At 41.6% G+C, this 25885-nt stretch carries 24 protein-coding genes; 12 read left to right on the forward strand and 12 right to left on the reverse strand.

Annotation, left to right across the window (positions count from 1 at the left end):
• Positions 1–399 precede the first annotated feature (399 nt).
• The 12 genes from ACHFIZ_RS00105 (at position 400) to ACHFIZ_RS00160 (ending at position 14948) form a co-directional block, all read left to right on the forward strand.
• Positions 400–1290, forward strand: coding sequence for a branched-chain amino acid transaminase (locus ACHFIZ_RS00105; RefSeq protein WP_410881705.1), 891 nt, complete (start codon positions 400–402; stop codon positions 1288–1290).
• 49 nt (positions 1291–1339) lie between these two features.
• Entirely contained in the window at positions 1340–3037 is a 1698-nt protein-coding gene (gene ilvD, locus ACHFIZ_RS00110) for a dihydroxy-acid dehydratase (RefSeq protein WP_410881706.1), read from the forward strand.
• A 32-nt stretch (positions 3038–3069) separates the two neighbouring features.
• Positions 3070–4809 carry a biosynthetic-type acetolactate synthase large subunit gene (gene ilvB, locus ACHFIZ_RS00115; RefSeq protein ID WP_410881707.1) on the forward strand — a complete coding sequence of 580 codons (1740 nt, stop codon included), beginning with the start codon at positions 3070–3072 and terminating at the stop codon, positions 4807–4809.
• A gap of 9 nt (positions 4810–4818) precedes the next feature.
• Complete coding sequence (gene ilvN, locus ACHFIZ_RS00120) at positions 4819–5433, forward strand: acetolactate synthase small subunit (protein ID WP_410881708.1); 615 nt, start codon at positions 4819–4821, stop codon at positions 5431–5433.
• A 59-nt stretch (positions 5434–5492) separates the two neighbouring features.
• Positions 5493–6974: a ketol-acid reductoisomerase gene (gene ilvC, locus ACHFIZ_RS00125; RefSeq protein ID WP_410881709.1), complete on the forward strand. Its 1482-nt coding sequence runs from the start codon at positions 5493–5495 to the stop codon at positions 6972–6974.
• Positions 6975–6984: 10 nt separating this feature from the next.
• Entirely contained in the window at positions 6985–8454 is a 1470-nt protein-coding gene (locus ACHFIZ_RS00130; RefSeq protein WP_410881710.1) for an ATP-binding cassette domain-containing protein, read from the forward strand.
• 60 nt (positions 8455–8514) lie between these two features.
• Positions 8515–9678: a 2-isopropylmalate synthase gene (locus ACHFIZ_RS00135; RefSeq protein ID WP_410881711.1), complete on the forward strand. Its 1164-nt coding sequence runs from the start codon at positions 8515–8517 to the stop codon at positions 9676–9678.
• Positions 9679–9715: 37 nt separating this feature from the next.
• The gene (gene leuC, locus ACHFIZ_RS00140; RefSeq protein ID WP_410881712.1) at positions 9716–11134 is read left to right on the forward strand and encodes a 3-isopropylmalate dehydratase large subunit; all 1419 of its coding nucleotides are present in this window, start codon (positions 9716–9718) and stop codon (positions 11132–11134) included.
• Positions 11135–11179: 45 nt separating this feature from the next.
• On the forward strand, positions 11180–11776 hold the full coding sequence (gene leuD / locus ACHFIZ_RS00145; RefSeq protein ID WP_410881713.1) for a 3-isopropylmalate dehydratase small subunit: 597 nt from the start codon (positions 11180–11182) through the stop codon (positions 11774–11776).
• 11 nt (positions 11777–11787) lie between these two features.
• Positions 11788–13305 carry an alpha-isopropylmalate synthase regulatory domain-containing protein gene (locus ACHFIZ_RS00150; protein WP_410881714.1) on the forward strand — a complete coding sequence of 506 codons (1518 nt, stop codon included), beginning with the start codon at positions 11788–11790 and terminating at the stop codon, positions 13303–13305.
• Positions 13306–13352: 47 nt separating this feature from the next.
• Positions 13353–14411, forward strand: a complete 1059-nt coding sequence (gene leuB / locus ACHFIZ_RS00155; RefSeq protein WP_410881715.1) for a 3-isopropylmalate dehydrogenase — start codon at positions 13353–13355, stop codon at positions 14409–14411.
• Between the two features lie 120 nt (positions 14412–14531).
• Positions 14532–14948 carry a hypothetical protein gene (locus tag ACHFIZ_RS00160; RefSeq protein WP_410881716.1) on the forward strand — a complete coding sequence of 139 codons (417 nt, stop codon included), beginning with the start codon at positions 14532–14534 and terminating at the stop codon, positions 14946–14948.
• 7 nt (positions 14949–14955) lie between these two features.
• On the opposite strand, the gene ACHFIZ_RS00165 is transcribed toward ACHFIZ_RS00160, so the two are convergent.
• The 12 genes from ACHFIZ_RS00165 to hemC all read right to left on the reverse strand — a co-directional run bounded on the left by ACHFIZ_RS00165 (position 14956) and on the right by hemC (position 25881).
• Positions 14956–15951, reverse strand: a complete 996-nt coding sequence (locus ACHFIZ_RS00165) for an ABC transporter ATP-binding protein (protein ID WP_410881717.1) — start codon at positions 15949–15951, stop codon at positions 14956–14958.
• Positions 15952–16048: 97 nt separating this feature from the next.
• The gene (locus ACHFIZ_RS00170) at positions 16049–16885 is read right to left on the reverse strand and encodes an outer membrane beta-barrel protein (RefSeq protein ID WP_410881718.1); all 837 of its coding nucleotides are present in this window, start codon (positions 16883–16885) and stop codon (positions 16049–16051) included.
• Between the two features lie 26 nt (positions 16886–16911).
• Positions 16912–17616 (reverse strand): hypothetical protein, encoded by a 705-nt coding sequence (locus ACHFIZ_RS00175; RefSeq protein WP_410881719.1) that lies wholly within the window; start codon positions 17614–17616, stop codon positions 16912–16914.
• Complete coding sequence (locus tag ACHFIZ_RS00180) at positions 17597–18163, reverse strand: RNA polymerase sigma factor (RefSeq protein WP_410881720.1); 567 nt, start codon at positions 18161–18163, stop codon at positions 17597–17599. The genes ACHFIZ_RS00175 and ACHFIZ_RS00180 overlap by 20 nt, the downstream gene beginning before the upstream one ends.
• A gap of 63 nt (positions 18164–18226) precedes the next feature.
• Positions 18227–18775, reverse strand: a complete 549-nt coding sequence (gene hemJ, locus ACHFIZ_RS00185) for a protoporphyrinogen oxidase HemJ (protein WP_410881721.1) — start codon at positions 18773–18775, stop codon at positions 18227–18229.
• Position 18776: 1 nt separating this feature from the next.
• On the reverse strand, positions 18777–19799 hold the full coding sequence (gene hemE, locus ACHFIZ_RS00190) for a uroporphyrinogen decarboxylase (protein ID WP_410881722.1): 1023 nt from the start codon (positions 19797–19799) through the stop codon (positions 18777–18779).
• Positions 19800–19813: 14 nt separating this feature from the next.
• Complete coding sequence (locus ACHFIZ_RS00195) at positions 19814–20329, reverse strand: hypothetical protein (RefSeq protein ID WP_410881723.1); 516 nt, start codon at positions 20327–20329, stop codon at positions 19814–19816.
• On the reverse strand, positions 20329–21033 hold the full coding sequence (locus tag ACHFIZ_RS00200) for a response regulator transcription factor (RefSeq protein WP_410881724.1): 705 nt from the start codon (positions 21031–21033) through the stop codon (positions 20329–20331). Before ACHFIZ_RS00200 ends, ACHFIZ_RS00195 begins: the two co-directional genes overlap by 1 nt.
• A gap of 2 nt (positions 21034–21035) precedes the next feature.
• Positions 21036–21902: a sensor histidine kinase gene (locus tag ACHFIZ_RS00205; RefSeq protein ID WP_410881725.1), complete on the reverse strand. Its 867-nt coding sequence runs from the start codon at positions 21900–21902 to the stop codon at positions 21036–21038.
• A 35-nt stretch (positions 21903–21937) separates the two neighbouring features.
• On the reverse strand, positions 21938–23311 hold the full coding sequence (gene hemL, locus ACHFIZ_RS00210; protein WP_410881726.1) for a glutamate-1-semialdehyde 2,1-aminomutase: 1374 nt from the start codon (positions 23309–23311) through the stop codon (positions 21938–21940).
• Between the two features lie 2 nt (positions 23312–23313).
• Positions 23314–24282 carry a porphobilinogen synthase gene (gene hemB / locus ACHFIZ_RS00215; protein ID WP_410881727.1) on the reverse strand — a complete coding sequence of 323 codons (969 nt, stop codon included), beginning with the start codon at positions 24280–24282 and terminating at the stop codon, positions 23314–23316.
• A gap of 18 nt (positions 24283–24300) precedes the next feature.
• Complete coding sequence (gene hemC / locus ACHFIZ_RS00220; protein WP_410881728.1) at positions 24301–25881, reverse strand: hydroxymethylbilane synthase; 1581 nt, start codon at positions 25879–25881, stop codon at positions 24301–24303.
• Between the last annotated feature and the right edge of the window lie 4 nt (positions 25882–25885).

Genomic DNA, 25885 nt, shown 5'->3' on the forward strand with positions numbered 1-25885 from the left:
AATTAGAACAATTTTATGATGCTTGCATAATACCTATACCGAATACCGATTTCATATTCGGTATAGTAGCAGCCACTTTATCATATGAATATTTAGTTTTTAACAAAATATTATATTTATAATATAAAAATTAACAGTATATTATTTTTTTTACTTTATTTTCAATTGGCTATTGATACTTTAGGCAGCAAGCCCTAAATTGGTTTTTATAAAAATAATGACACTATAAAATTATGATCACAATTGCTAACGTCTTTTTCTTTGTCATTATTAACGTGATTCTTCTGCTAAACCAGGAGAAAAAGGCGCTGCTATAAAATATTCAACAAGAAAATATGAAGCGCCACCAAAAATGGCGCTTTTTTAATGATCAAAATAATTTAAACAATACCAAAGAAAATGGAATACTATAATTCAAATACCACAATCTATATAAACGGGAAGTTCGAAAAGGCAGTTGATTCAAAAACTGATCTGTACGGACAATCCCTACATTATGGATATGCTGTTTTTGAAGGTATTAGAGCTTATCGTACGCACAACGGTACGCGCATTTTTAAAGCTCGTGAACATTTCGAGCGCTTGAAAAGATCTGCTGAATTGGTCCATATCCCCTTCACCTGGGATATAGACGATTTGATCAAGCAGACCTATAAGTTGTTGGAGTTAAATAATGTTAAAGATGCTTACATCAGGCCATTGATTTATTGTCCGCCAGCCATGACCTTGGTCGCTGCACAAGAATCATCCATCATGATCTGCGCCTGGGAATGGGAAGCTTACTCCGGTAATAAACTGTTGAAAGTTGGGGTATCCAGCTATGAGCGACCAAATCCGAAATCCACTCCAGTTGAAGCCAAAGTAAGTGGCAACTATGTGAACTCTATCCTGGCAAGTACGGAAGCCAGAAGTAAAGGGTACGACGAAGCGCTGTTGCTAGATATGCATGGCAATATTGCAGAAGCTCCAGGCGCTAATATCTTCATTGAGAAAAAGGGAAGATTATACACTCCCCCCCTTGGAAATATTCTAGCAGGGATTACCCGCGCAACAATTATCAAATTATGTGGCGTTCTGGAAATCGACTTGATCGAAAAACACCTTACAGTTAAAGATTTGAAACATGCAGATAGTGCTTTTTTCTGCGGTACTGCAACAGAAATCATTGGACTAGCGTCCGTAGATGAGTATAAATTTCCATTGACCTGGACGGAGAGTGCTGGTTCAACACTGCAACGCGCCTACAAGTGCCTAGTTCTGGAGAAGCAGGATTACGAAGTGATCATTTAAATGAAAAAAGAATTAGAAAACAAAATAATATAATAGAGCAACCAACCTTATGTCACAGTCACCAGAAATCAACAGATACAGTAAAACTTTCACACAAGACCCCACGCAACCAGCGGCTCAAGCCATGTTATACGGAATTGGATTAACCAAAGCCGATATGGACAAAGCTCAGGTCGGCATTGCCAGCATGGGTTACGATGGAAATACTTGCAACATGCACTTAAATGATCTTGCGCAAATTGTTAAAGAAGGTGTCTGGGCTAATGATTTGGTGGGTCTAACCTTCGGCACCATTGGTGTAAGTGATGGGATGTCTAACGGTACCGACGGTATGCGCTACTCTTTGGTATCCAGGGATGTGATTGCAGATTCGATTGAAACCATTTGTGGCGGTCAATATTATGATGGTCTGATCACTATTCCAGGTTGTGATAAAAATATGCCGGGATCAATTATGGCAATGGGACGTTTAAATCGCCCCTCAATTATGGTTTATGGTGGCAGTATCCACTCCGGAAATTATAAAGGTCAGGCATTGAATATCGTTTCTGCATTTGAAGCGTTAGGACAAAAGCTTGCGGGTAATCTTGCAGAAGAAGATTTTCAAGGTGTAATTAAAAATGCTTGTCCGGGTGCCGGTGCCTGCGGTGGTATGTACACTGCCAATACAATGGCTTCTGCAATTGAGGCATTGGGAATGAGCTTACCTTATAGTTCTTCATACCCGGCGCTTAGCGAAGAAAAAAAGAAGGAATGTAAAGAGGCGGGAAAATACATCCGCATTCTGCTAGAAAAAAACATATTGCCATCAGATATCATGACTGAAAAAGCATTTCACAATGCGATTGTTACGGTTATGGTTTTAGGAGGATCAACTAATGCCGTGCTTCACTTAATTGCGATGGCTAAATCAGTTGGTTTGCCATTGACCCTGGCTGATTTCCAAAGAATCAGCGACAGCACTCCTGTTCTTGGTGATTTGAAACCAAGCGGATCTTACTTGATGGAGGATCTTCATGAAATTGGTGGGGTTCCTGCGGTATTGAAATACCTGATTAAAATAGGCTTGGTACATGGTGATTGTATCACCGTTACTGGAAAAACACTTGCAGAGAACGTTGCTGACGCGGTAGATTTGGATTTTGAAACACAGAAAATTATATTCCCGGTTACGGAACCAATTAAAAAAACCGGTCACCTTCAAATGTTGTACGGTAATTTAGCACCCTTGGGTTCTGTAGCCAAAATCAGCGGTAAAGAAGGCGAGAAATTTGTTGGCCCGGCACGCGTATTTGATGGAGAAAAAAACCTGATCGCTGGCATTCAAAGCGGCAAAGTGAAAAGTGGCGATGTGGTGGTGATTAGACAAGTTGGGCCGAAAGGAGCTCCCGGGATGCCCGAAATGCTCAAGCCTACTTCGGTAATTATTGGAGCAGGATTGGGTAAATCAGTAGCACTTATTACTGATGGCCGTTTCTCTGGTGGTACACATGGGTTTGTTGTGGGTCACATTACGCCAGAAGCATGGGAAGGTGGAAACATCGCCTTGGTTCATGATGATGACGTGATCACCATAGATGCGACTACGAATTCAATCAATGTTCACCTATCTGACGAGCAGTTAGCTACACGCAGGGAGGCTTGGACACAGTTGCCCCCACCCGTCACAAAAGGGGTATTGTACAAATACCTGAAACAAGTTAGTAACGCAAGTGAAGGCTGCGTAACAGATGCCTACACAGGATAATTTTTAAACGACTTTTACTAAAAAATACCACTATGGAAATAGCACAAGCAGAATTGACCACCCAGACTGAGCCGAAAACAACTGTTTCAGTAACGGGTTCTGTGGCTTTATTAGAAGGATTAATCGCAGAAGGAACAGAAGTTGTGTTCGGATATCCTGGGGGCGCCATCATGCCTATTTATGATGCATTATATGATTATAATGATAAACTACAACATATATTGGTTCGCCATGAGCAAGGTGCTACGCATGCTGCTCAGGGCTATGCCAGAACATCAGGTAAAGTTGGCGTAGTATTCGCAACCAGCGGTCCGGGTGCCACCAACCTGGTAACAGGATTGGCAGATGCACAGATCGACAGTACGCCTATGGTATGCATCACCGGACAAGTATTTGCTCATTTATTGGGTACTGATGCATTTCAGGAAACTGATGTAATCAACATTACCACTCCGGTGACTAAATGGAACTATCAGGTAACGGATGCCAGTGAGATCCCTGCTGCATTAGCTAAAGCGTTTTATATCGCCAGAACCGGCAGACCAGGCCCTGTATTGGTAGACATCACGAAGAATGCACAAATGCAATTGTTCGATTACGCGGGTTATGTTCCATGCGACCATATCCGGAGCTATCGTCCGAAACCTCATGTTCGTAAAGAATATGTTGAAGCGGCTGCTGAAATGATCAATGCTGCTAAAAAACCATTTATCTTGTTTGGTCAGGGCGTATTGCTAGGAAGTGCAGAGCAAGAGTTCAAAGCTTTTGTAGAAAAAAGCGGTATCCCTGCAGCATGGACTATCCTCGGTGCAGGTGCAATTCCAACTGATCACCCATTAAATGTTGGGATGTTGGGAATGCATGGAAACTACGGTCCAAATGTTCAAACGAACTCCTGCGACGTATTGATCGCTATCGGGATGAGATTTGATGACAGGGTAACCGGTCGCTTAGATAAATATGCAAAACAGGCTAAGGTAATCCATTTAGATATTGATCCTGCGGAGATAGACAAAAATGTGAAAGCTGATGTTCCTGTTTGGGGTGATTGTAAAGAAACGCTACCCTTGCTGACTGCGCTTGTAGAAGCAAAAGAGCATAAAGAATGGGTTGCCGAGTTTCGGGCATTCGATAAAATTGAGCAGGAAGAACTGATTCAAAAAGAGCTTCATCCTGAAGGAGATGAGTTGTCGATGGGGGAAGTAATCCATCAACTGAACGAGCTGACTAAAGGCGAGGCTGTTATTGTAAGCGATGTTGGTCAGCATCAAATGGTTGCTTGTCGTTACGCTTTGTTTAATAAGACAAGAAGTAACATTACCAGCGGCGGTTTAGGTACAATGGGATTCGGCTTACCTGCCGCAATCGGCGCTAAGTTTGGTACGCCAGACAGAACTGTAGTTGCCGTGATTGGTGATGGTGGATTTCAGATGACTTTGCAGGAACTCGGAACGATTATGCAATCTGGTGTTGATGTGAAGATCATGATTTTGAACAACCAGTTTTTGGGAATGGTTCGTCAGTGGCAGCAGTTGTTTAATGAGAGAAGGTATTCATTTGTTGACATTAAGAGTCCTGATTTCGTCAAGCTTGCGGAATCCTATTACATTAAAGGTAAAAGAGTAACAGAGCGGGCGGATTTGGTAAGTTCATTGGAAGAAATGCTGAATCACAAGGGCTCTTACTTATTAGAGGTGATGGTGGCGAAGGAGCACAATGTGTTTCCAATGGTACCACAAGGATGTAGTGTAAGTGAAATCAGACTTAAATAATTAAAGACAATGAGTAATTCTAATATAGAGAACAACCAGCAGCAGGAATTTACAATTACTGTTTATACGGAGAATCAGATCGGATTATTGAACCGCATCGCTATTATATTTTCAAGAAGAAAGATTAATATTGAAAGCCTGAATGTATCCCCATCTGAGATTGAGCACATCCACAGGTTTAACATTGTGATTACCGAAACGGAAGAAGTTGTGCGTAAATTAGCTCGGCAGATTGAGAAACAAGTGGAGGTGTTGAAGGTATACTACAACACGAACGAGGATATCATCTGGCAGGAACTGGCACTGTATAAGGTGCCTACCGATACAATTGCGGAGAAGGTATCGGTAGAGCGGTTGTTGCGTGAGAATGGCGCAAGAGCGGTGGTGATACGTAAAGATTACACGGTATTCGAGACTACCGGCCATAGAGAAGAGACAGATAAACTTATAGAAGTATTGCAACCGTATGGCTTGATTGAATTTGTTCGCAGCGCAAGGGTAGCCATTATCAAGGATAGCGAAGGTTTCAATGCGAAGCTGAGAGAGTTTGAGAGAGAGAAACCAGGTCAAGACGTGATAGAAAACGAGTATTTGGACAGCGAGAAGAACGTATTCACAATGTAGGCACTCGTTATATTAACTAAAATTTAAACACAACCATAAAATCAAAAACAAATAGAACGATGTCAAATTATTTTAACACACTACCTCTTAGAGAAAAACTTAACCAATTAGGTGTCTGCGACTTCATGGACAGTTCTGAATTTTTAGACGGCATTGATGCCCTTAAAGGAAAGAAACTGGTAGTGGTAGGTTGCGGAGCTCAAGGATTGAACCAGGGTTTAAACCTGAGAGATAGTGGTTTAAATGTTTCTTATGCCTTGCGTAAAGAGGCTATCGAAGGAAAAAGAGATTCCTATAAAAATGCTACAGAAAACAACTTTACGGTCGGAACATATGAAGAACTGATTCCTGATGCTGATGTAGTGATCAACCTTACTCCTGATAAACAACATACTGCCGTAGTAAACGCAATTATGCCCCTAATGAAAAAAGGTGCTACGCTGTTGTACTCTCATGGTTTTAACATCGTGGAAGAAGGCATGCAGGTTCGTAAAGATATCACGGTAATCATGGTAGCTCCAAAATGTCCGGGTAGTGAGGTTAGAGCAGAATATGTTCGTGGCTTTGGCGTACCAACCCTAATCGCTGTTCACCCGGAGAATGATCCGGAAGGAAAGGGTTTATTGCAAGCAAAAGCGTATTGCGTAGGTACTGGTGGCCATAAGGCTGGTGTATTGAAATCATCTTTCGTGGCTGAGGTAAAATCAGACTTAATGGGCGAGCAAACTATACTTTGCGGTTTGTTGCAAACAGGTTCGATCCTTTCTTTCGATAAGATGGTAGAAAAGGGAATTGATGCAGGTTACGCTTCTAAATTGGTTCAATATGGTGTTGAAGTAATCACCGAGGCATTAAAGCAAGGCGGCATCACTGCCATGATGGACAGGTTAAGCAATGTTGCGAAGATTAAAGCGTTTGAGATTTCAGAGGAGCTTAAAGACATCATGCGCCCATTGTTCCAGAAGCATCAGGATGACATTATGAGCGGTGAATTTAGTCGAATTATGATGGAAGACTGGGCCAACGGTGACAAAAACCTATTGGGATGGCGTGCAGAAACTGGCGAAACAGCCTTTGAAAAGACTCCGGCAGGGAATGTTAAAATAGGTGAGCAAGAGTATTTCGACAATTATACCTTGATGGTTGCTTTTGTTAGAGCTGGTGTGGAGTTGGCATTCGAAACTATGGTACAGGCTGGAATTAAACCAGAATCTGCTTACTATGAGTCTTTACATGAAACCCCACTTATCGCAAATACGATTGCACGTAAGAAATTGTTCGAAATGAACCGCGTAATTTCTGATACTGCTGAATATGGTTGCTACTTGTTCGATCAGGCTTGTAAACCTTTGTTAGCTGATTTCATGAAAAAAGTTGATACCGATTTAGTTGGTAAAAACTTTAACGAAGGCAAAGATGCTGCGGTTGATAACAGGGCACTTATAGAAGTAAACGAAGCGATTCGTTCTCATGAAGTGGAAGTTATCGGTGCTACTTTGAGAAAAGCAATGACTGCAATGAAAGCTATAAAAACAGCATAAGTAAGGAAGTATGTCCAAGCCCGTCGTCCATATCACCAACCTAAACCTATGGTACCGTCAGAAAGCGGTATTGCAGGATCTGAACTGGACTATTTATCCGTCGGAGAATTGGTTGGTATGCGGAGCAAGTGGAAGTGGCAAAACATCATTAGCAAAAGCCGTTGCAGGATTGATTAAGGCAAATGGCAAAATAGAGATTAATTTTAACCCGAAGGCTTCCCTGCCTCCGGTTATACATTATACGGCCAACTGGTACCAGTTTAAGGATTTGGAAGGCCAGTCCAACTTTTATTACCAGCAGCGTTACAATAAGCAATCGACCGAAGTTACTGCTACGGTGCGCGCAGAATTGCAAGGCTATGGCGAAAAGCTAGGGCTCGACTTTGAAGAAGCTTTGGCGATCGTTAATCAACTTTGTTTTTCTGATCTCGTAAATTCAACCCTGATCCAGTTATCAAGCGGTGAGCACAAAAAGTTACAGCTGATAAAAGGGATATGGCTTGCCCCACAATTACTGATCCTTGATCAGCCATACAATGGTTTGGATAAACAATCCAGAGAAAACCTGAATAGGCTGTTGGAAGATTTAGCTAAAAAAGGTACGCAATTGATCCTGATCAGCAATGATGTAGAAATACCAGCTTGTATCAACCGCTTTGCGGAGATCAGCAACGGAAAGCTAATGGAAATTTCTGATGAGGAACGTATTTCTGAACGTGATGAAGAGTTAACCGCTAAAGCTGTTCCCGACTTTTTAAGGGAAAGCCCCATCCCTACTTTTTCAGGAAGCGTGATCAAAATGACCGGTGTATCTATCAGTTATGGAGATAAGCAGGTGTTGAAAAATATCAACTGGGTGGTAGAGCGAGGGGAAAAATGGTTGTTACAAGGGCTAAATGGCTCTGGAAAATCAACCTTATTAAGCTTAGTTTGCGGTGATCATCCTCAGGCATATTCTAACGATTTCAGTCTCTTTGGTTTTAAACGTGGTACAGGAGAAAGTATCTGGGACATTAAAACGCGTATTGGTCTGATATCACCTGAGCTACATTGGTACTTTGACGCTTCGGCAACAGTATGGCAAAGTGTCGCATCCGGCTTCTACGACAGCTCAGGTTTGTTTTGCGAACCAGGTTCCACCAGACATGGTCAGGTTAACGAACTCCTGGAATATTTCGGTTTGCTGGAGCAAAGCAAGGTGCTGATGACAGAGCTGCCCTTGGGCAAGCAACGACTGGCACTCTTGGCCAGAACTATTATTAAAAACCCGGAACTGTTGATACTGGATGAACCTTGTCAGGGTCTGGATCAGCAACAGACAAAACACTTTAACAAACTGGTAGACGGACTTTGTAAGAATGGAACCACCTTAATTTATGTAGGTCATTTTGAAGCGCAACTACCGGAATGCATTGAAAAAAGAATATTATTAGAAAATGGCGCAGTTAAATCTGTAGAAAGTTTATTGGAAGCCGTATAATACTATGAAGAAGAATATATTTATTGCACAGAATCATATACAAACTAAACACTAAGAATTATGCTACACGATCCAAATAGAGTTTATGTGTTTGACACCACGCTTCGTGATGGAGAACAGGTACCCGGATGTCAGTTATCAACGTCAGAAAAAGTTGAGATCGCAAAGGAACTGGAGGCACTTGGTGTTGACGTTATTGAAGCAGGATTCCCTATATCTAGTCCGGGCGACTTCCAGAGTGTTGTTGAGCTTTCCAAAGCTGTTTCTGAACCCATTATCTGTGCGCTAACACGTGCAAATAAAGGAGATATTGATTCGGCAGTTGCCGCTTTACAGTATGCAAAAAGACCTCGTATCCATACTGGTATAGGATCGTCTGATATGCACATTAAACATAAATTCAACAGCACGAGAGAAGAAATTCTGGAGCGCGCGGTTGAAGCTGTTAAGTATGCGAAAAAATCTGTAGAGGACATCGAGTTTTACGCAGAGGATGCAGGAAGAGCAGACGTGCATTATTTGGCCCAAATGGTTGAAGCAGTTATTGCGGCGGGTGCAACTGTAGTAAACATACCAGATACCAATGGTTATTGCTTGCCTGACCAATATGGCAGCAAGATAAAATTTCTTAAAGAAAATGTAAAAAACATTGATCAGGCCATCATATCTGTGCATTGTCACAACGACCTTGGTTTGGCTACTGCAAACTCTATAGCGGGCTTGCAAAATGGTGCCCGCCAAATTGAAGGTACTATCAACGGTATTGGCGAGCGTGCCGGTAATACTTCTATTGAAGAGGTAGTAATGATCCTTAAAACACATCAGGTTCTGGGTTTGTATACCAATATCAATTCTAAGAACTTCTATGAGCTGAGCCGTATGGTAAGCTCGCAGATGCGTATGCCTGTGCAACCTAACAAAGCAATCGTGGGTAGCAATGCATTTGCACATAGCTCTGGTATACACCAGGATGGTTTCCTTAAGAACCGCGAAAACTATGAGATCATCAGACCTGAAGATGTAGGTTTCCCTGACGCCAGCATTGTGCTTACTGCACGCAGCGGCAGGCATGCTTTAAAATTCCATCTGGAGCGTTTGGGCTTTAACCTGAGCAAAGCGGAATTGAGCGAAGTTTACTACCGCTTTTTAACCCTTGCAGACCAAAAAATAGATATTAATGATAACGACCTGTTAGCAATGATGGGAAAGCAACTATTGGCATAACCGGTTTTTGCAAATAACAAATATAATCAAACAAAAAATGAGCAAGACATTATTTGATAAGGTGTGGGACACTCACGTAGTACGTAAGATAGAAGGTGGACCTGATGTGCTTTTTATTGATCGCCATCTTATTCACGAAGTAACCAGCCCAGTAGCTTTTTTAGGGTTGAAAAGCAGAGGAATTAAAGTGCTTTACCCGGAGCGCACTTTTGCTACGGCTGATCACAACACGCCAACCATCAATCAGCATTTGCCAGTTGAAGATCCGCTTTCTGCAAACCAACTGAAAGCATTGGAATCAAACTCAAATGAGTATGGAATCAGCCACTGGGGCTTAGGTCACCAGAAAAATGGTATCGTACACGTCGTTGGCCCGGAATATGGTATAACGCAACCTGGAGCAACGATAGTTTGTGGAGATTCACATACTTCTACCCATGGTGCATTTGGGGCTATTGCCTTTGGAATAGGTACTTCTGAAGTGGAAATGGTACTTTCCACGCAATGTATCATGCAGCCGAAGCCAAAAAAAATGCGCATTAATGTAAATGGAAAATTAGGATTAGCTGTTACTCCAAAAGATGTGGCTTTGTTTATCATATCACAACTATCTACTTCGGGAGCCACTGGTTACTTTGTAGAATACGCAGGTGATGTTTTTGAAAACATGACCATGGAAGGCCGTATGACTGTATGTAACTTAAGCATCGAGATGGGTGCGCGAGGTGGTATGATCGCTCCTGACGAGACAACTATTGAGTATGTTAAAGGAAGAGAGTTTAGTCCGAAAGGCGAGGCTTGGGACAGGGCTTTGGCGTACTACAGAACTTTGAAAACTGATCCGGATGCTGTTTTTGATAAAGAGCTTACGTTTGATGGTTCTTCCATTGAGCCAATGATCACTTATGGTACAAACCCGGGTATGGGTATGGGCATTTCTAAAGCTATCCCTGATGCGGAACATGCAGAAGGTGGTGCGACTACTTATGCTAAATCTTTAGGCTACATGGGTTTCTCAGAAGGTGATTCTATGATCGGCAAGAAAGTTGATTTTGTATTTGTGGGAAGTTGTACAAATGGTAGAATTGAAGATTTCAGGGCTTTTACTGACCTTGTGAAGGGTAAACATAAAGCTGAAGACGTTACGGTATGGTTGGTTCCTGGATCTCACATCGTGGAAAGCCAGATCAAAGAAGAAGGTTTATTAGACATCTTAACTGATGCAGGCTTTACGTTACGTCAGCCTGGTTGTTCTGCTTGTCTGGCAATGAACGATGATAAAATCCCTGCAGGTAAGTATGCGGTTAGCACTTCGAACAGAAATTTTGAAGGGCGACAAGGTCCGGGTTCCAGAACGATGCTGGCTAGTCCGCTTGTTGCTGCCGCAGCGGCAATTACCGGGGTCGTTACAGATCCAAGAACGTTAATGCAGGATTTAGAAGTTGCTGGCGTTTAGAATACCTTCAAAAGAACTTTGTAGCATACAAAAACAAACATTAAAATGGCTTACGATAAATTTAATATATTAACCAGTACCGCAGTTCCATTACCGATTGAAAATGTGGATACCGATCAACTGATCCCTGCCCGTTTCTTAAAAGCGACGGAGCGTGTGGGATTTGGAGACAATTTATTCCGCGACTGGAGATACAATGGCGACAATACCCCTAAAGCTGACTTTGTATTGAACAATCCGATTTACAACGGTAAGATTTTGGTTGGAGGTAAGAACTTCGGATCTGGATCATCGAGAGAACATGCTGCCTGGGCGGTTTATGATTATGGCTTCAGATGTGTAGTATCCAGCTTTTTTGCAGATATTTTCAGGAACAATTGCCTAAACATTGGTGTACTGCCAGTTCAGGTTAGTCCGGAGTTTGCTGAAAAGATCTTTGAGGCAATCTTTGCGGATCCAAACACGGAACTGGAAGTAAATTTGCCAGAACAAACGATCATGCTGTTGGCGACCGGAGAAAAAGAAACCTTTGAGATCAGTCCTTATAAAAAACACAACATCCTTAATGGGTTTGACGATATCGATTACTTGCAAAGCATCAAACCTGAAATAGAGGAATTTGCTGCTCAGCTTCCTCTTTAACAGCGCCGTAAATGGAAAGAAGGAAAATAGAGATAATGGACACTACGCTTCGCGATGGAGAACAAACATCGGGAGTGTCTTTTTCTATCTCAGAAAAGTTAACCATTACCCAGCTATTACTGGAAGAGTTGCATGTTGACCGGGTAGAAATTGCTTCGGCAAGGGTATCTGAAGGCGAGTTCAAAGCGGTAAAATCTGTATTGAGCTGGGCGCATGATCACGGGTATGCAGATCGGATTGAGGTGCTCTCTTTCGTTGATAACGGTGTTTCTATTGATTGGATGGTGAGTGCAGGTGTTCAGGTACAAAACCTGCTAACGAAGGGTTCGTTAAACCACTTAACACATCAGTTGAAGAAAACTCCCGAGCAACATTTCTCGGAGATCCAACAAGTGATCGAGCTTGCAGCCAGCCACAGCATTGCTACTAATGTTTATTTGGAGGATTGGAGTAATGGCATGCGCAATTCACCGGAGTATGTTATACAATTTCTGGATTTCCTGGTAACACAACCTGTAAAAAGAATCATGCTACCAGATACACTAGGAATTTTAACACCGCACGAAAGCTATAAGTTCGTAAAAGAGCTGACCTTAAAATATCCAAGTATTCATTTCGATTTCCATGCCCATAACGATTACGATCTCGGAACGGCAAACGTACTGGAAGCCGTAAAAGCTGGCATCAGCGGTCTGCATTTAACGGTAAATGGTATGGGTGAACGCGCAGGTAACGCTGCGCTGGCAAGTGCCGTTGCGGTAATCCATGACTTCGCTCCGGATGTGGAGGTTCAGATCAATGAATCTGCGATCTATAAAGTGAGTAAACTGGTGGAAACATTTTCCGGTGTTAGAATCCCTTCCAACAAACCCGTTGTGGGAGACCATGTATTCACGCAAACTGCCGGAATACATGCTGATGGAGACAATAAAAATAACCTGTATTTCAATGACTTACTACCTGAGCGATTCGGAAGGAAACGCAGTTATGCATTGGGAAAAACATCGGGCAAAGCTAATATTGAGAAAAATTTACAGGAACTTGGATTAAAGTTGAACGATGCCGATTTAAAGAAGGTTACCCAACGTGTAATTGAGCTGGGCGATAAGAAGGAAACGGTAACCAAGGAAGATTTGCCTTATATCATCTCCGATGTGTTGGACTCTAACCTTTACGAAGAAAAGGTAGTGGTGGAATCTTATGCGTTGATGAATGCCATGGGCTTACGACCTTCAGCAACCATCTCAGTATTGATTGAGGGGGTTAAATTTGAAGAGCACGCGCAAGGCGATGGACAGTTTGATGCATTCATGAATGCGCTTACCACCGTTTATAAGGAGAATGGCCGCAATTTGCCTAGCCTAATAGATTATGTGGTGAGGATTCCTCCCGGAAGTAATTCTGATGCACTTTGCGAAACCATTATTACCTGGGAGATCGACCTGAAGGTATTTATAACCAGAGGGCTGGATTCTGATCAGACCGTTTCGGCGATAAAAGCTACTCAGAAAATGCTGAACATCATTTAATAAAAAAGAAAGCTGCTTGCAGCAATAACCATAAACATTCAAAACATATGAAATTAAATATAGCCCTGTTGGCAGGTGACGGAATAGGCCCTGAAGTTATAGACCAAGCCGTAAAAGTAGCTGATGCCGTTGCAAAGAAATTTAATCATGAAATTACCTGGACAGCTGCTTTGACCGGTGCTGCTGCGATTGATGCCGTTGGCGAACCTTATCCTGACGCTACACACGAAATTTGTATGGCTGCGGATGCAGTGCTTTTTGGTGCAATAGGTCACCCGAAATATGATAACGATCCAAAGGCAACGGTTAGACCTGAGCAGGGCCTTTTAAAAATGCGTAAAAAACTTGGTCTTTTCGCTAACGTTCGTCCAACGTTTACCTTCCCATCTTTAATTGACAATTCGCCTTTGAAAAGAGAGCGTATTGAAGGTACTGACCTGATCATCCTTCGGGAATTGACAGGTGGCATCTATTTTGGAGAAAGAGGTAGAAAAGATGACGGAAATACTGCCTTTGATACTTGTACTTACACAAGAGCAGAAGTTCAGCGCTTAGCTAAACTAGGATTTGAAATGGCGATGACAAGAAGCAAAAGACTTTGCTGTGTAGATAAAGCGAACGTGCTGGAGACCTCACGTCTTTGGAGAGAAACCGTTCAGGACATGGAAAAAGATTATCCTGAGGTTTCGGTAAGTTATGAGTTTGTTGATGCAGTCGCGATGCGCCTGGTGCAATGGCCAAATACTTATGATGTAATGATTACTGAGAATCTTTTTGGTGATATTCTGACGGATGAAGCTTCTGTAATTTCAGGTTCTATGGGATTGATGCCATCTGCTTCAATCGGCGTTCATACCTCCTTATTTGAGCCTATACATGGTTCTTATCCACAAGCAGCCGGTAAAGATATTGCCAATCCATTGGCTACGGTTCTTTCTGCAGCCATGATGTTTGAAGATGCTTTTGGTTTAATAGAAGAAGCAGAGTTAATCAGGTCTGTAGTCAACAAATCTTTGGAAGAGGGTATTGTAACTGAAGATCTTTCAGGTACAAACAAAGCATATAAAACCAGTGAAGTTGGTGATTGGCTGGTAAACAACATATAACCATCCTTGATTTGTAGGTAACGACATGATATTATTTGAATATTTGATGTAACTGTTTGGCAATTTTGTGGCAGTAGTTTTGCTTTAGATTTGTTACACACAAATCAAATCTCAAACAAAATGAAAAAGCTCCTTTTTTTACTCCTTTGTACCACCACGCTGGGCTTGGTGTCGTGCAAAAAAGACACAATTATTCAGGAAACGCCGAACAGAACTTACAATGTCAACATTCAACCGAATCAATGGGTTTTAAGCCAGGATGGACTGACATACACTTATGTGTGGAGAAGGTCGGAGATTGATAAGATTACTGTTGATGATGAGGGTGTACTTGTATATTTATCTCATCCTTTAAACAGTAGTAACTACATTCAATTACCCTATGTTTTCGACGTCGATGCATACAGTTATGAATTGTTTAATGGCGGGATAAACATAGATATTCAGAGTTCAGATTTACAAGCTCCTGCGCCAAGAAAACCTAATGTAGTTGTAACAGCAAAATTGGTTGTACTGCCTTCTAAATACGTTCCTTAGGCAAAAATTAATCATATTCTAAAAAACGACCAATGCTCGCTTGAACATGGTCGTTTTTTTTATGCGCGCCCCTATTCAACTGAATTGCTCTAATTTCAACACCGTTTCTTTCCAGCAATAGTTCTTCGTAGAATCCTTTATAATAAATATCAAGGACCTCAAACCGTCTGCTGTTCCAACTACTTTTCAATTCGACCCATTCCGGATAAAACATTATCTTTTGATGATCCGTTGTGATGCCTAGTTTTAGCGCATCTCCCTGGCAAACAACCACGGCATTGCCTAAAATCTGAGCGGTATAAATGTGCCCAGGATTATTGTAGATGTTTTGAGGTGCTCCTTTCTGCAACAGCTTTCCATCTTTTAAAATCAGCAATTCATTCGAAAGGAAAAGTCCGTCTGCCGGGTCATGCGACACCAGAATCACAGTAACTCCAGTCTCAGAAGCAATCCTTTTAATATCTGCTCGCAATTGATTTTTTAACAAGGCGTCTACCTGGCTAAAAGGTTCATCAAGTAACAAAACGGAAGTATCGCTGACCAGTGCCTTCGCAATCGCTACGCGTTGTTGCTCTCCACCGCTCAGTTCAGTAATCTTTTTATCTCTTAAATGATCAATGTGAAGGCGTTTCATCATCTCGACCGTTTTTTCTTGCTTAGCCTGTACGTTAGTATTAGACAACATCGAAGCAATATTATCATATACCTTCGCATAGATATTTAAAGAGAAATCCTGAGTGACCATTTTCATCTCTTTGCTCCCTGGAATTAGCTGTTCATGAGGACCAAGGACTCTTTTCCCATTAAACAAAACTTCGCCTGAATCCGCCTTTAAAAGCCCGTAGATGCATTTTAGAAGTGTCGACTTCCCGCTTCCACTTTCTCCTATAATAGCGACTATGCTTCCTCTTTTGATGTCAAAACTAATGTTTTGAACGCCGGATACCTGAGCCGATTGATGCTGTTTGGTCAGGTCCCTAACGCTGATGATTTGATCTTCCACGATGTAAAGATAAATCATTTTGAATTAAAAAGTCCCGCAGGTACGAGCTGCAGGACTTTGGTTTTATTTGTGTGTTTTGTGTGTGTCTTTTTTCAGCTTAGTTCAACCCTAACGTAATCCCGAAGGCTAAGTTTTTGATACCTTTTTGAGCTGAACTTGCAAACATATCGTTCGCATAGTATTTAGTAAAGATTCCAAGACCTCCGTACCCAATTCTAACAGTACCGCCGTAACGGAAGGGCTCAAAGTTATAGTCATCTTTAAACTTCTCCTTTCCCCTCTCGTTACTTACCTGTTTTACTTTTCCATTTAAAAGGAAGGCAACTTCGGGACCTATTACGAAATAGAAACGTTTGCCATTATCGTTTTCTTTGGTGCGCAGTTCAAAGTTCAAAGGAATATGGACATAGCTGCTGGACAATCTGTTTTTAGAAAACTGAATATTTTCATTTACATAAGTTAGAACAGGGCTGTTTTTCTGGATGGTGATGTCTTTTTTCAAGCGTATCATAGTCCAGTCGAAACCACCGGCAACGTAAACTTTAAAGTTGCTGTTGAATCTGTAGCCGATCTGTAGCACATCAAATGACACGGTACTTGTTTTGGCGGCCTTATAATCAAGGAAATCATTGGTTGGTGAAAGCGTAAAGTTGCCATTATCGATCAGCTTCGAGAAGCCAAGGTCAAACCTGGTAAATGTGATGCCACCTACAAATCTTCCCTTATTTTCGTTTGCACGCTGTGTGCTGTCTTTCTTTGCCCGCTCAGTATCACTAACACCTATGATAAGACTGAATTTCGAACCACGTTTAGTCGTCGTGGTAGTCGTCGTGGTTTTTACAGTAACCACAGTATCTGTTTGTGAGAATGCCGTCGGAGCTGAAGCAATGGCAAGTCCGCTTGCCATGATTGCTGAAAATAAAAAATGTTTCATTGTGGTGTGGTTTATGCTTTGTGCAGTTATTTGTCTCTTTTGTTAAATCTTAGGAAGCCAATGTTGATCGCTACTACAGAGGAGTTATCGTCTTCGTCTGTATTGAATTGTATCAGTTTCTTGTCTCTCTTATCAACCTTATTGACCACTATATTTATTAGATCGCCAACATTTCTGATTCCTTTATGCTCAGGTTGTTCTACTTCAGCTATAGCTTTTACTTCTTGCGGAGTTTCTACTCTAGCTATCATTACATCATTTTCAGGAGCCTCTTGCGATGCCTGAGCAGTGATAGCTGACGCGTCATGAATTTCCTTATTAATAGGATGGGCACTTACAGCAATTGGTTGCATCGCTTCGAAATCCTTTTTTACATCGCTCTCATTTAAGCGTGGGGCGATTATTAATGGGGTGCTTTCCTTTTGTTTTTCTTCCACAATAACCTCTTCTACCGCTTTTGAAGGTGCCATAGTTGCTGTATTGGGATTGCTTGCCACAAAATCTACAGATCCACGAAGTCTGATCGGCTGATCCTTAGGCAGTAACAGGCCGACCATAACCGCGATAATCACAACAGCCGCTGCCATCCAGTATGCCGGTAGCATAACTCTTTTCTTAGGTGACAATTCCCTTTCGATATTACTCCACAAGTTTGCTGATGGTGTAATCTCTGCCTCCTCAAATTGATCTTTAAATAACTGATCAAAATCTTTATCCTGCATATGTGCCATAATTAATGCTCTCCATTTTGGTAATTTGTTCCTTTAATATTCCTCTGGCTCTCGATAATTGAGATTTACTTGCGCCTTCAGAAATGCCTAATGTTTCCGCGATCTCCTTGTGGGAATACCCCTCAATTGCATACATGTTAAACACCACACGATAGCCATCTGCCAAGTTTTGAATCAGTTTCAATAGATCCTGTATGCCCAGGCGACTAAAATCAAAGCCGGTTGAAGGCTGTTCGTAGGCATCTTCTATCGGAACAACATTCATCGACCGAATATTCTTACGATAGCTTTCAATTGCAGTATTAACCATGATTCTTCTGATCCATCCTTCAAACGCACCGTCGCCACGGTACTCCTTAACTTTTTGAAAGACCTTAATGTAGCCCAATTGAAGTACATCCTCGGCCTCCATATGGTCTTTTGCGTAGCGCATACAAACTGCAAGCATCTTAGATGAAGTCTGCATATACAATGCCTCCTGCATCTTTCGGTTGCCTGCTTTGCAGCCCTCCAGTAAATCGTCTATGTTATGTTTAATCAACTTCATTGTGTGTTTGGTATAGTGTAGATGAAGTAACTACAGAAAAGGTTGCATGAAGAAATAACTATTTTATTTCTCGTGCTTTTTGCGGTAATGCTTGTAGATTTTTACCGCCGTCATAATAACAGCCGAGAAGATGATCAACCCAATTAGGCCGTAGATCCAATCTACAGCATTCTTTAATACTACAGTGAATACAATGGCCACCAACAATATCGTGGCTACCTCATTCCATAGCCTTAAATGAAAAGAACTGATGGTACATTTTCCATCTTTGAGTTGCCCCATTATTCGCTGACAAATAAAATGATAGATCAGCAGTAAAATAACAAAGCCTATTTTGACCCTGAACCAGTTGGTATCTAATAGGTATGGCCGGATACAAACCATCGTCACACCAGCAAGTACGGTGAGTGCCATTGCTGGTGTGGTGATAATGTTCCAAAGCTTTGCCTCGATTTTTTCGTATTCCTTTTTCAGGATATTACGTTCCACCTCCGGACGATCGTTCGCCTCGGTATGGTAAATAAACAAACGAACACTATAAAACAACCCCGCCATCCAGCTTACCACGAATATGATATGAACAGAAAGGACGTAGTTATAGTACTGGTCCATATTAGTATCTAAATTCCTTTACAACTTCAATCGCGTACTTTACATTCTCGAAAGGAATATCCGGCATAATACCATGGCCGAGGTTGAAGATGAAGCCCTCTGTTCCACGCATATGCTCAAATAAGCGATAAATCTCTTTTTTGATCACAGATTGGTCTGCATACAGAATATGTGGATCAAGATTTCCCTGAACTGCAATACCTGCAGGTAGTGCGTTCTTAATGTTTAAAAGGTCTGCATTCCAATCAACCGAGATCACATCAGGCTGAGCCTCCGCCATCATAGGTGCAAATACAGAACTTCCTTTACAAAAGGATATGACCGGAATATCTTTCCTGTTAAGATTGGCAATAATCTGCTGAATATAACGGTGAGAAAACTCCTGATAATCATTCCAAGACAAAGCAAGCGCCCAGCTATCAAAGATCTGAACTGCATTTACTCCCGCAGCAATTTGTAGGTTTAAGTAATCGGCAGTAACTTTTGCAATTTTAGCCAATAACTTATGGGCAATCTCGGGATGGTTGTGCAACAATAGTTTGGTGAGTTTAAAATCCTTTGACGATCCCCCTTCTACCAAATAACTCATTACGGTAAATGGTGCACCAGCGAATCCAATCAAAGGAATGCTACCGTTCAAGCGCTGCTGAATTACTTTTATCGCATCCGCTACATACTGTAGACGATCTAATACGTCAACCTCCAGTGCATCAACATCTGCGAGCGTACGAACTGGATTAGCGAACTTCGGACCAACTCCTTGCGTAAAGCTTAGATCACCACCCATTGCTTCTCCAGTTACCAGAATATCGCAGAATAGTATCGCTGCATCAATACCTAAAAGATCCACAGGAAGCATTGTTACATCCGCAGCAATCTCCGGTGTTTTGCACATTTCGAGGAAAGAATATTTATTCTTAATTTCCCAGTATTGAGGCATGAAGCGTCCGGCTTGTCTCATCATCCATACTGGTGGGCGCTCTGTCTTCTTTGAAAATGCTGCATCTAAAAATAACGTGTTCATCTGTGTTCGAGTTCTTATAAGCCGTTGGCTTCTATTTCTATTTTAGTAATTATCTCTTTTGCTTTGGGCGTCACTGCCAGTTCTTTTGCGCGCTGAATGTAGGCCGTGCTCCGCGCTTTATCTTTTTTCCTTAATGCAAGATTGGCAAGGTGAATGAGTACAAAAGCTTTATCATTAGTACCACCTAATGGGAAGCGGCTGGCAATCTGAAAATGATGCTCTGCCTGATCAAACTCACCGTTCTTTAAAGCTATATTAGCTTTCATGAATTCATAATATCCACGGCGTTTTTTAGCTAAACGGTCGGGATTAGGTACTTCCAAAAGGATACGCTCCGTTCTTTCATAGTTTCCCTGCTGGTAATACTTAGATGCAAGAACAATCGAGCTATGCTTAAAATGGCTCCAAAGCACAAACGCAGCTAGTAACCCTCCAAAGGCCGCAAGCTGTGTTTGATTATAATAAAGGCATACGATGGCTGCAATAACGAATATCGCCATCAACGCATACCTGCCTTTGGCATTATACATTAATGAATATCCGTGAATTTATAACCCACGCCTCTAATGGAATGAAAATATACCGGGTTCTTTTGATCCGGTTCAAAATACTTACGGAAGGTTAAAATAAAGTTATCGATAGTTCTTGTTGAAGGATAAACGTCGTAATTCCAAACTGTTTCCAGAATCTGCTCACGAGAAACTGCTTCGTTTTTACGTTCGATTAATAGTTTCAACAACATGGTCTCCTTTTTAGTCAAAGGAACGATAACACCATCATCCTGCTTTAATTCAAAAGAGTTGAAGTAGATGGTTTTATCACCAATTTTATAAGAGTTTAATTCTTTCAAATCATCAGCTTTCATGCTTCTTTTGACAAGAATTCCAACCCTTAAGATCAGTTCTTCCAAATTAAAAGGCTTGACAAGGTAGTCGTCAGCACCTTTCTTTAAGCCCATAACACGATCTTCACTGGTGTTTTTAGCAGTAAGGAAAAGGATAGGAACTTCTGTGTTTTCTAAACGTATGGTTTCACATACCTGAAAACCGTCCATTTCTGGAAGCATGACATCTAAAATGATTAGATTGAAACGCTCCTCTTTGAAAACTTTCAAAGCCATTTTGCCGTCTTTAACAGCATGAACCTTGTAACCCTCTAGTTCAAGGTTTAATTTTATGGCATCCAATAAGTGATCTTCATCTTCAACCAATAGTATTCTGAGTTTCTGTTGCATAATTAACTAAATGTAATTTCAAAAATAGCACCCTGAGGTATGTTGTCTCTAACACTGATATCAGCGTCGTGTTTTTGTAATACTTCTTTAACAATAAACAGGCCTAAACCTGTTCCTTTAGCTTTCCTGACATTTTCGTCACCCACCCGATAAAACTTATCGAATATAAGCATCTTCTCCCCATCAGGAATACCAGGACCTTTATCTGATACTGTTAAAAAAGGATGGCCATCTTTGTTTTTCAACTCCACACTAACTTCTGCACAGGGGCCAGAATATTTCACTGCATTCTCTACCAGATTTGTTACCACAGATGACAGCGTAAACGGATCGCCTGTAACTTTTATACCCGGTTGTATTTTCGGACTAATCACCTGCTCACAACCACAAGAGTGGATTTGAAGCCTATCAGTAATTTTGCCCACCATTTCAGAAAAGTCAAACTCCTCTTTGGGAAAAGAGTATGACCTGTTTTCAATCTTTGTTGCTAATAACATGTTTTCTACCAGATCATCCAATCGCTCAATATCTTTCAAAGAATTGTTAAGCAAGGACATTTGTCTGACTTTATCTAAATCACGTTTAACAATAGTTTGTAGGGAAAGCTTGATTGCCGCTAAAGGAGATTTTAGCTCATGAGTTACAGATAACAGGAAGTTCTGTTGCTGCTCACGAAGTTTGTCTTCTTTCTTGATTGATCTGTGCAGGAAGTATGCACCTATACCCAGTAAAAATAGGAAGACGGAGCCCTCTCCCATTATCATCGCCATTCTTGAAGGCTGTAGCTTTACTACAAGCGTTCCCCAAGAGATTAATTGCACCACAGAATACAAGAGAAGAAAGTAGAATATGACTATAGATTTTTTCAATGGGTGAGCTATTTACATTTAAATATAACTATTATTTACTTAGTTCTGAATACGACGTCAAGACTCTCAAAAATTGCCCGCTTTGCTTTCTCCAACTCGATCTTGGTATGGGCTGCAGAAACGAAGCCTACCTCGTAACCCGATGGCCCAAGATAGATTCCTCGGTTAAGCAATTCTCTGTGCATGATCTTGAATCTCTCCATACTTGCAGGGTCAATATCTTCCGCAGTTTGAATCTTTTCCTTGTTCGTAAAAGCGAACCAGAAGATAGACCCTACGTGGAATACTTTAAATTTATAGCTCCTTGCTGTAGCAAACCGTTGTATACTCTCTGAAAATTCGGTTGCCTTAGCATTAAGGTCTTTATAGAAACCAGACTTCAATAATTCCGTAAGTTGTGCAATACCGGCAGCCATTGCCACTGGATTTCCCGACAACGTACCTGCTTGATAAACATTCCCATCGGGAGAGATGTGGCCCATAATTTCCGTAGATGCACCGTACATTCCAACAGGTAAACCACCACCTATAATTTTGCCGTAGGTTACTATGTCAGGCTTAATGCCATAATGTCCTGCTGCTCCTTCAAATCCCAATCTGAAACCAGTGATGACTTCGTCAAAAATCAATAAAGCTTGATTTTCTTTACAGATTCTCTCCAGAGATTTAATAAACTCAACATCTTGCATAAGCAGTCCGTTGTTAGCTGGGATACCTTCTATAATTACTGCCGCAACCTGATCCTTAAACTGTGCAAATGCCTGCTCAATAGCAGAAATATCATTTAGTGGAATTACGATCGTTTCATCGGCGAAGGACTTAGGGACACCTGCAGAAGAGGTTTCACCAAACGTAACCAGACCAGATCCTGCTTTAACCAGCAAAGAATCGGTATGGCCATGATAACAACCTTCAAACTTGATGATCTTATCTCTTCCTGTATAGCCTCGGGCTAACCTAATGGCCGACATCACTGCCTCTGTACCAGAACTCGTAAAACGAATCTTTTCTACAAATCTATTGTTACTGATAATTAGCTCCGCAAGTTCATTCTCTAAGGCTGTAGGTGCGCCGAAGCTCATCCCGTTCTGCATTACTTCAGTTACCTTTTCACGAACCTTCGCACTATTATGACCCAGAATTAAAGGACCCCAACTACCACAGAAATCGATAAATTGATTGCCGTCAGCATCCCACACGTAACAACCATCACCTTTTTGGATAAAAAGTGGTGTACCATATACAGATTTAAAAGCCCTAACCGGTGAATTTACCCCCCCAGGGAAATAGTTTTTTGCTTTCGCATATAGTTCAGCGGACTTTTCTCTCGAAATATCAGGCTTACTCCCTGTATTTACAGGAACCTCACCTTCAGTACCAGAAAACATTTTTTTTAAAGACTCTAACATAATTACATCCAATTCTTTTCTACGATATCCCTGATATGGTAAGTCGTAATGATACTGGCTCCGGCTCTTGCAAATGCATGCATTGTTTCCATTACCACTTTTTGTTCGTCAATCCAACCCTTCTCTGCCGCTGCCTTTATCATGGAGTACTCTCCTGATACATTGTAACATGCGATAGGCAAATCTGTTTGTTGTTTTAATTTGTGAATGATGTCCAGGTAAGCCAAAGCCGGCTTAACCATCAGTACATCCGCACCTTCAGCTTCATCCAGCATTGCCTCTCTCACTGCCTCATTTGGATTTCTAAAATCCATCTGATAGGCTTTACGGTCGCCTTTGCTTGGCGCGCAATCCGCTGCTTCTCTGAAAGGCCCGTAATAAGCAGATGCAAATTTGGTAGCGTGAGACATAATTGCCGTGTTTTCAAAACCAGCACCATCAAGTACACTCCTCATAGAAGCTACCCTTCCATCCATCATATCTGATGGAGCAAGCATATCTGCTCCCGCCTGGGCATGTGTAAGACCCATTCTGGCAATGACTTCTACCGTTGCATCGTTCTGCACATAATCGTTTTTCAGTATTCCGCAGTGACCATGAGAAGTGTAAGAACATACACACACATCCGTCACTACATATAAGTCATCACCGAAGTTCTTTTTTAATAAACGTACAGCGGAAGGAACGAGAGAATGGTCGTGGTAAGCAGATGCCGCATTTTCACTCTTCTCATCGCCAACACCAAACAGCATAATTTTATTTACCCCGAGCTGCAGTCCCTTTTCTACATCTTTCAACAAGGTGTCTTCAGAAAAATGATTGATACCAGGCATGGCATCGATAGCGTGAATTACATTTTTTCCTGGAACTACAAAATATGGGTAAATGAACATGTCTTTAGAAAGCCTGGTTTCTGCAACCATTTCTCTAACCAAAGGGTTCTTTCTTAATCTGCGGGGTCTCTGCAACATCTCTCTCTATTTATCGCATTATTTAATATCTATACCGAAAACAGCTTCCGACAAGCCAATCTCGTCAGGCGAGTATGGCAAGCAATAAGTTACACCCATCTCGTCGAACTTCTTGCCAGTTGAATTTCCAATAGCAATAACCTGCTGACCATGCTCGAGTAGGTTGGTTGCGAAATACGCATCTACATTACTCGGACTTGTGAAGATGAGCACATCTGCCGATGTGCGGTCAATGTTTTCTTCTACAACAGTCTCGTAGATTGGTAGATCAATGATTTTAGTATCTTCTTTGAGTGACTTTTGGATGCTTAGCAATGAATCCAGGGCTCTGGGAAAGAGTACGGTCTGACCACCAACCAAGGCAGCAAAATCATCAGCAACCTCCTTAATATCGCCACTTTCTCCAACGTAATCTGCAAGTTCACCGTATTTACGCAAGGCATCCTCACTACCTCTTCCAACAACACCGAACTTCATCCTTTTCGACAACGTTGGTTTTAGCTTAAAGAAGTACTCTACTGCATTTCTACTACTGAAGAAAATCCAGTCTATATTTTTAAGGTAGAATGGATCAAGTACATTTACAATTGGAAATGTCCTGATCAACGATCTGCCTTCAATCTCTATATTATTTTTTTCAAGTGCTTTTCTGAAATAGCTATGCTCACCAATTTCTCTAGAAATAAAAACCTTTGATGGACGCTTTCTGTCTTTCGAAAATTTAGCTACGATTCGCTCAGCCAAACCCTCCAGGGTAGGCACACGAAAGAACAGACGGTCAGGGAAATCTTCGGCAGTTTCAGCCTTAGAAGTCCAAACTTCATACTGCCCATTCTCCTTCTTACAATAACAGCCCAATGGCATGTGACAACCACCTTCGAACAAGTTAAGCACTTTACGTTCTACCGCAATTTGTTCAACGGTTTCTGAGTGATTTATTTGCTGTAAGGCCTCAAACAACTCGTGATCATTGTCTCTGATCTGAACAGCAAGGGCACCCTGAGCAGGCGCGGGAACAAGTTCAGTAGTGTCAACAACTTCAATATGAAATTCTGAAAGGTCAATCTGAAGGCGGTTTACACCAGCTTTAGCGATCATAATCGCATCATAGTTCTCATCCCTTAACTTCCCGATACGTGTTGGAACATTACCACGAAGATCTTCGATATTGAGATCTGGCCTTAATGCGAGTAGCTGCGCTGTGCGCCTGTTGGAAGAAGTACCGACCATTGCACCGTGCTTTAAGGATAACCTTTTGGTTACGTCGACACAGTCCTTAAGAATCAACAATAACTCTGAAGGATCTTCTCTTTCCGTTACAGCGGCAATTGTTAATCCTGCCGGATGCACCGTTGGAAGGTCCTTATGTGAATGAACAGCGATGTCGATCGTAGCGCCAAGAAGTTCTTCTTCCAGCTCTTTGGTAAAAAAACCCTTGCCTTCTAGCTTGTCTAACCTAAGATTTAAGATTTTATCGCCCTGGGTTTTAATGATCTTAATATCGGCTTCAATACCAATTGATGCAAGCTTGTCTTTAATAAAGTTGGCTTGCCATAAAGCCAGGTCGCTACCTCTTGTACCAATAGTAAGTCTTTTCACGCTG

Source organism: Pedobacter sp. JCM 36344, assembly GCF_046546555.1.
In the GTDB taxonomy this organism is placed as follows: Bacteria; Bacteroidota; Bacteroidia; order Sphingobacteriales; family Sphingobacteriaceae; genus Pedobacter.

What these genes read in the sequence shown, in the direction of transcription:
- ACHFIZ_RS00105 (WP_410881705.1), top strand. Translation starts at nt 400, where the DNA reads ATGGAATACTATAATTCAAATACCACAATCTATATAAACGGGAAGTTC.
- ilvD (WP_410881706.1), top strand. Translation starts at nt 1,340, where the DNA reads ATGTCACAGTCACCAGAAATCAACAGATACAGTAAAACTTTCACACAA.
- ilvB (WP_410881707.1), top strand. Translation starts at nt 3,070, where the DNA reads ATGGAAATAGCACAAGCAGAATTGACCACCCAGACTGAGCCGAAAACA.
- ilvN (WP_410881708.1), top strand. Translation starts at nt 4,819, where the DNA reads ATGAGTAATTCTAATATAGAGAACAACCAGCAGCAGGAATTTACAATT.
- ilvC (WP_410881709.1), top strand. Translation starts at nt 5,493, where the DNA reads ATGTCAAATTATTTTAACACACTACCTCTTAGAGAAAAACTTAACCAA.
- ACHFIZ_RS00130 (WP_410881710.1), top strand. Translation starts at nt 6,985, where the DNA reads ATGTCCAAGCCCGTCGTCCATATCACCAACCTAAACCTATGGTACCGT.
- ACHFIZ_RS00135 (WP_410881711.1), top strand. Translation starts at nt 8,515, where the DNA reads ATGCTACACGATCCAAATAGAGTTTATGTGTTTGACACCACGCTTCGT.
- leuC (WP_410881712.1), top strand. Translation starts at nt 9,716, where the DNA reads ATGAGCAAGACATTATTTGATAAGGTGTGGGACACTCACGTAGTACGT.
- leuD (WP_410881713.1), top strand. Translation starts at nt 11,180, where the DNA reads ATGGCTTACGATAAATTTAATATATTAACCAGTACCGCAGTTCCATTA.
- ACHFIZ_RS00150 (WP_410881714.1), top strand. Translation starts at nt 11,788, where the DNA reads ATGGAAAGAAGGAAAATAGAGATAATGGACACTACGCTTCGCGATGGA.
- leuB (WP_410881715.1), top strand. Translation starts at nt 13,353, where the DNA reads ATGAAATTAAATATAGCCCTGTTGGCAGGTGACGGAATAGGCCCTGAA.
- ACHFIZ_RS00160 (WP_410881716.1), top strand. Translation starts at nt 14,532, where the DNA reads ATGAAAAAGCTCCTTTTTTTACTCCTTTGTACCACCACGCTGGGCTTG.
- ACHFIZ_RS00170 (WP_410881718.1), bottom strand. Translation starts at nt 16,885, where the DNA reads ATGAAACATTTTTTATTTTCAGCAATCATGGCAAGCGGACTTGCCATT.
- ACHFIZ_RS00175 (WP_410881719.1), bottom strand. Translation starts at nt 17,616, where the DNA reads ATGGCACATATGCAGGATAAAGATTTTGATCAGTTATTTAAAGATCAA.
- ACHFIZ_RS00180 (WP_410881720.1), bottom strand. Translation starts at nt 18,163, where the DNA reads ATGAAGTTGATTAAACATAACATAGACGATTTACTGGAGGGCTGCAAA.
- hemJ (WP_410881721.1), bottom strand. Translation starts at nt 18,775, where the DNA reads ATGGACCAGTACTATAACTACGTCCTTTCTGTTCATATCATATTCGTG.
- hemE (WP_410881722.1), bottom strand. Translation starts at nt 19,799, where the DNA reads ATGAACACGTTATTTTTAGATGCAGCATTTTCAAAGAAGACAGAGCGC.
- ACHFIZ_RS00195 (WP_410881723.1), bottom strand. Translation starts at nt 20,329, where the DNA reads ATGTATAATGCCAAAGGCAGGTATGCGTTGATGGCGATATTCGTTATT.
- ACHFIZ_RS00200 (WP_410881724.1), bottom strand. Translation starts at nt 21,033, where the DNA reads ATGCAACAGAAACTCAGAATACTATTGGTTGAAGATGAAGATCACTTA.
- hemL (WP_410881726.1), bottom strand. Translation starts at nt 23,311, where the DNA reads ATGTTAGAGTCTTTAAAAAAAATGTTTTCTGGTACTGAAGGTGAGGTT.
- hemB (WP_410881727.1), bottom strand. Translation starts at nt 24,282, where the DNA reads ATGTTGCAGAGACCCCGCAGATTAAGAAAGAACCCTTTGGTTAGAGAA.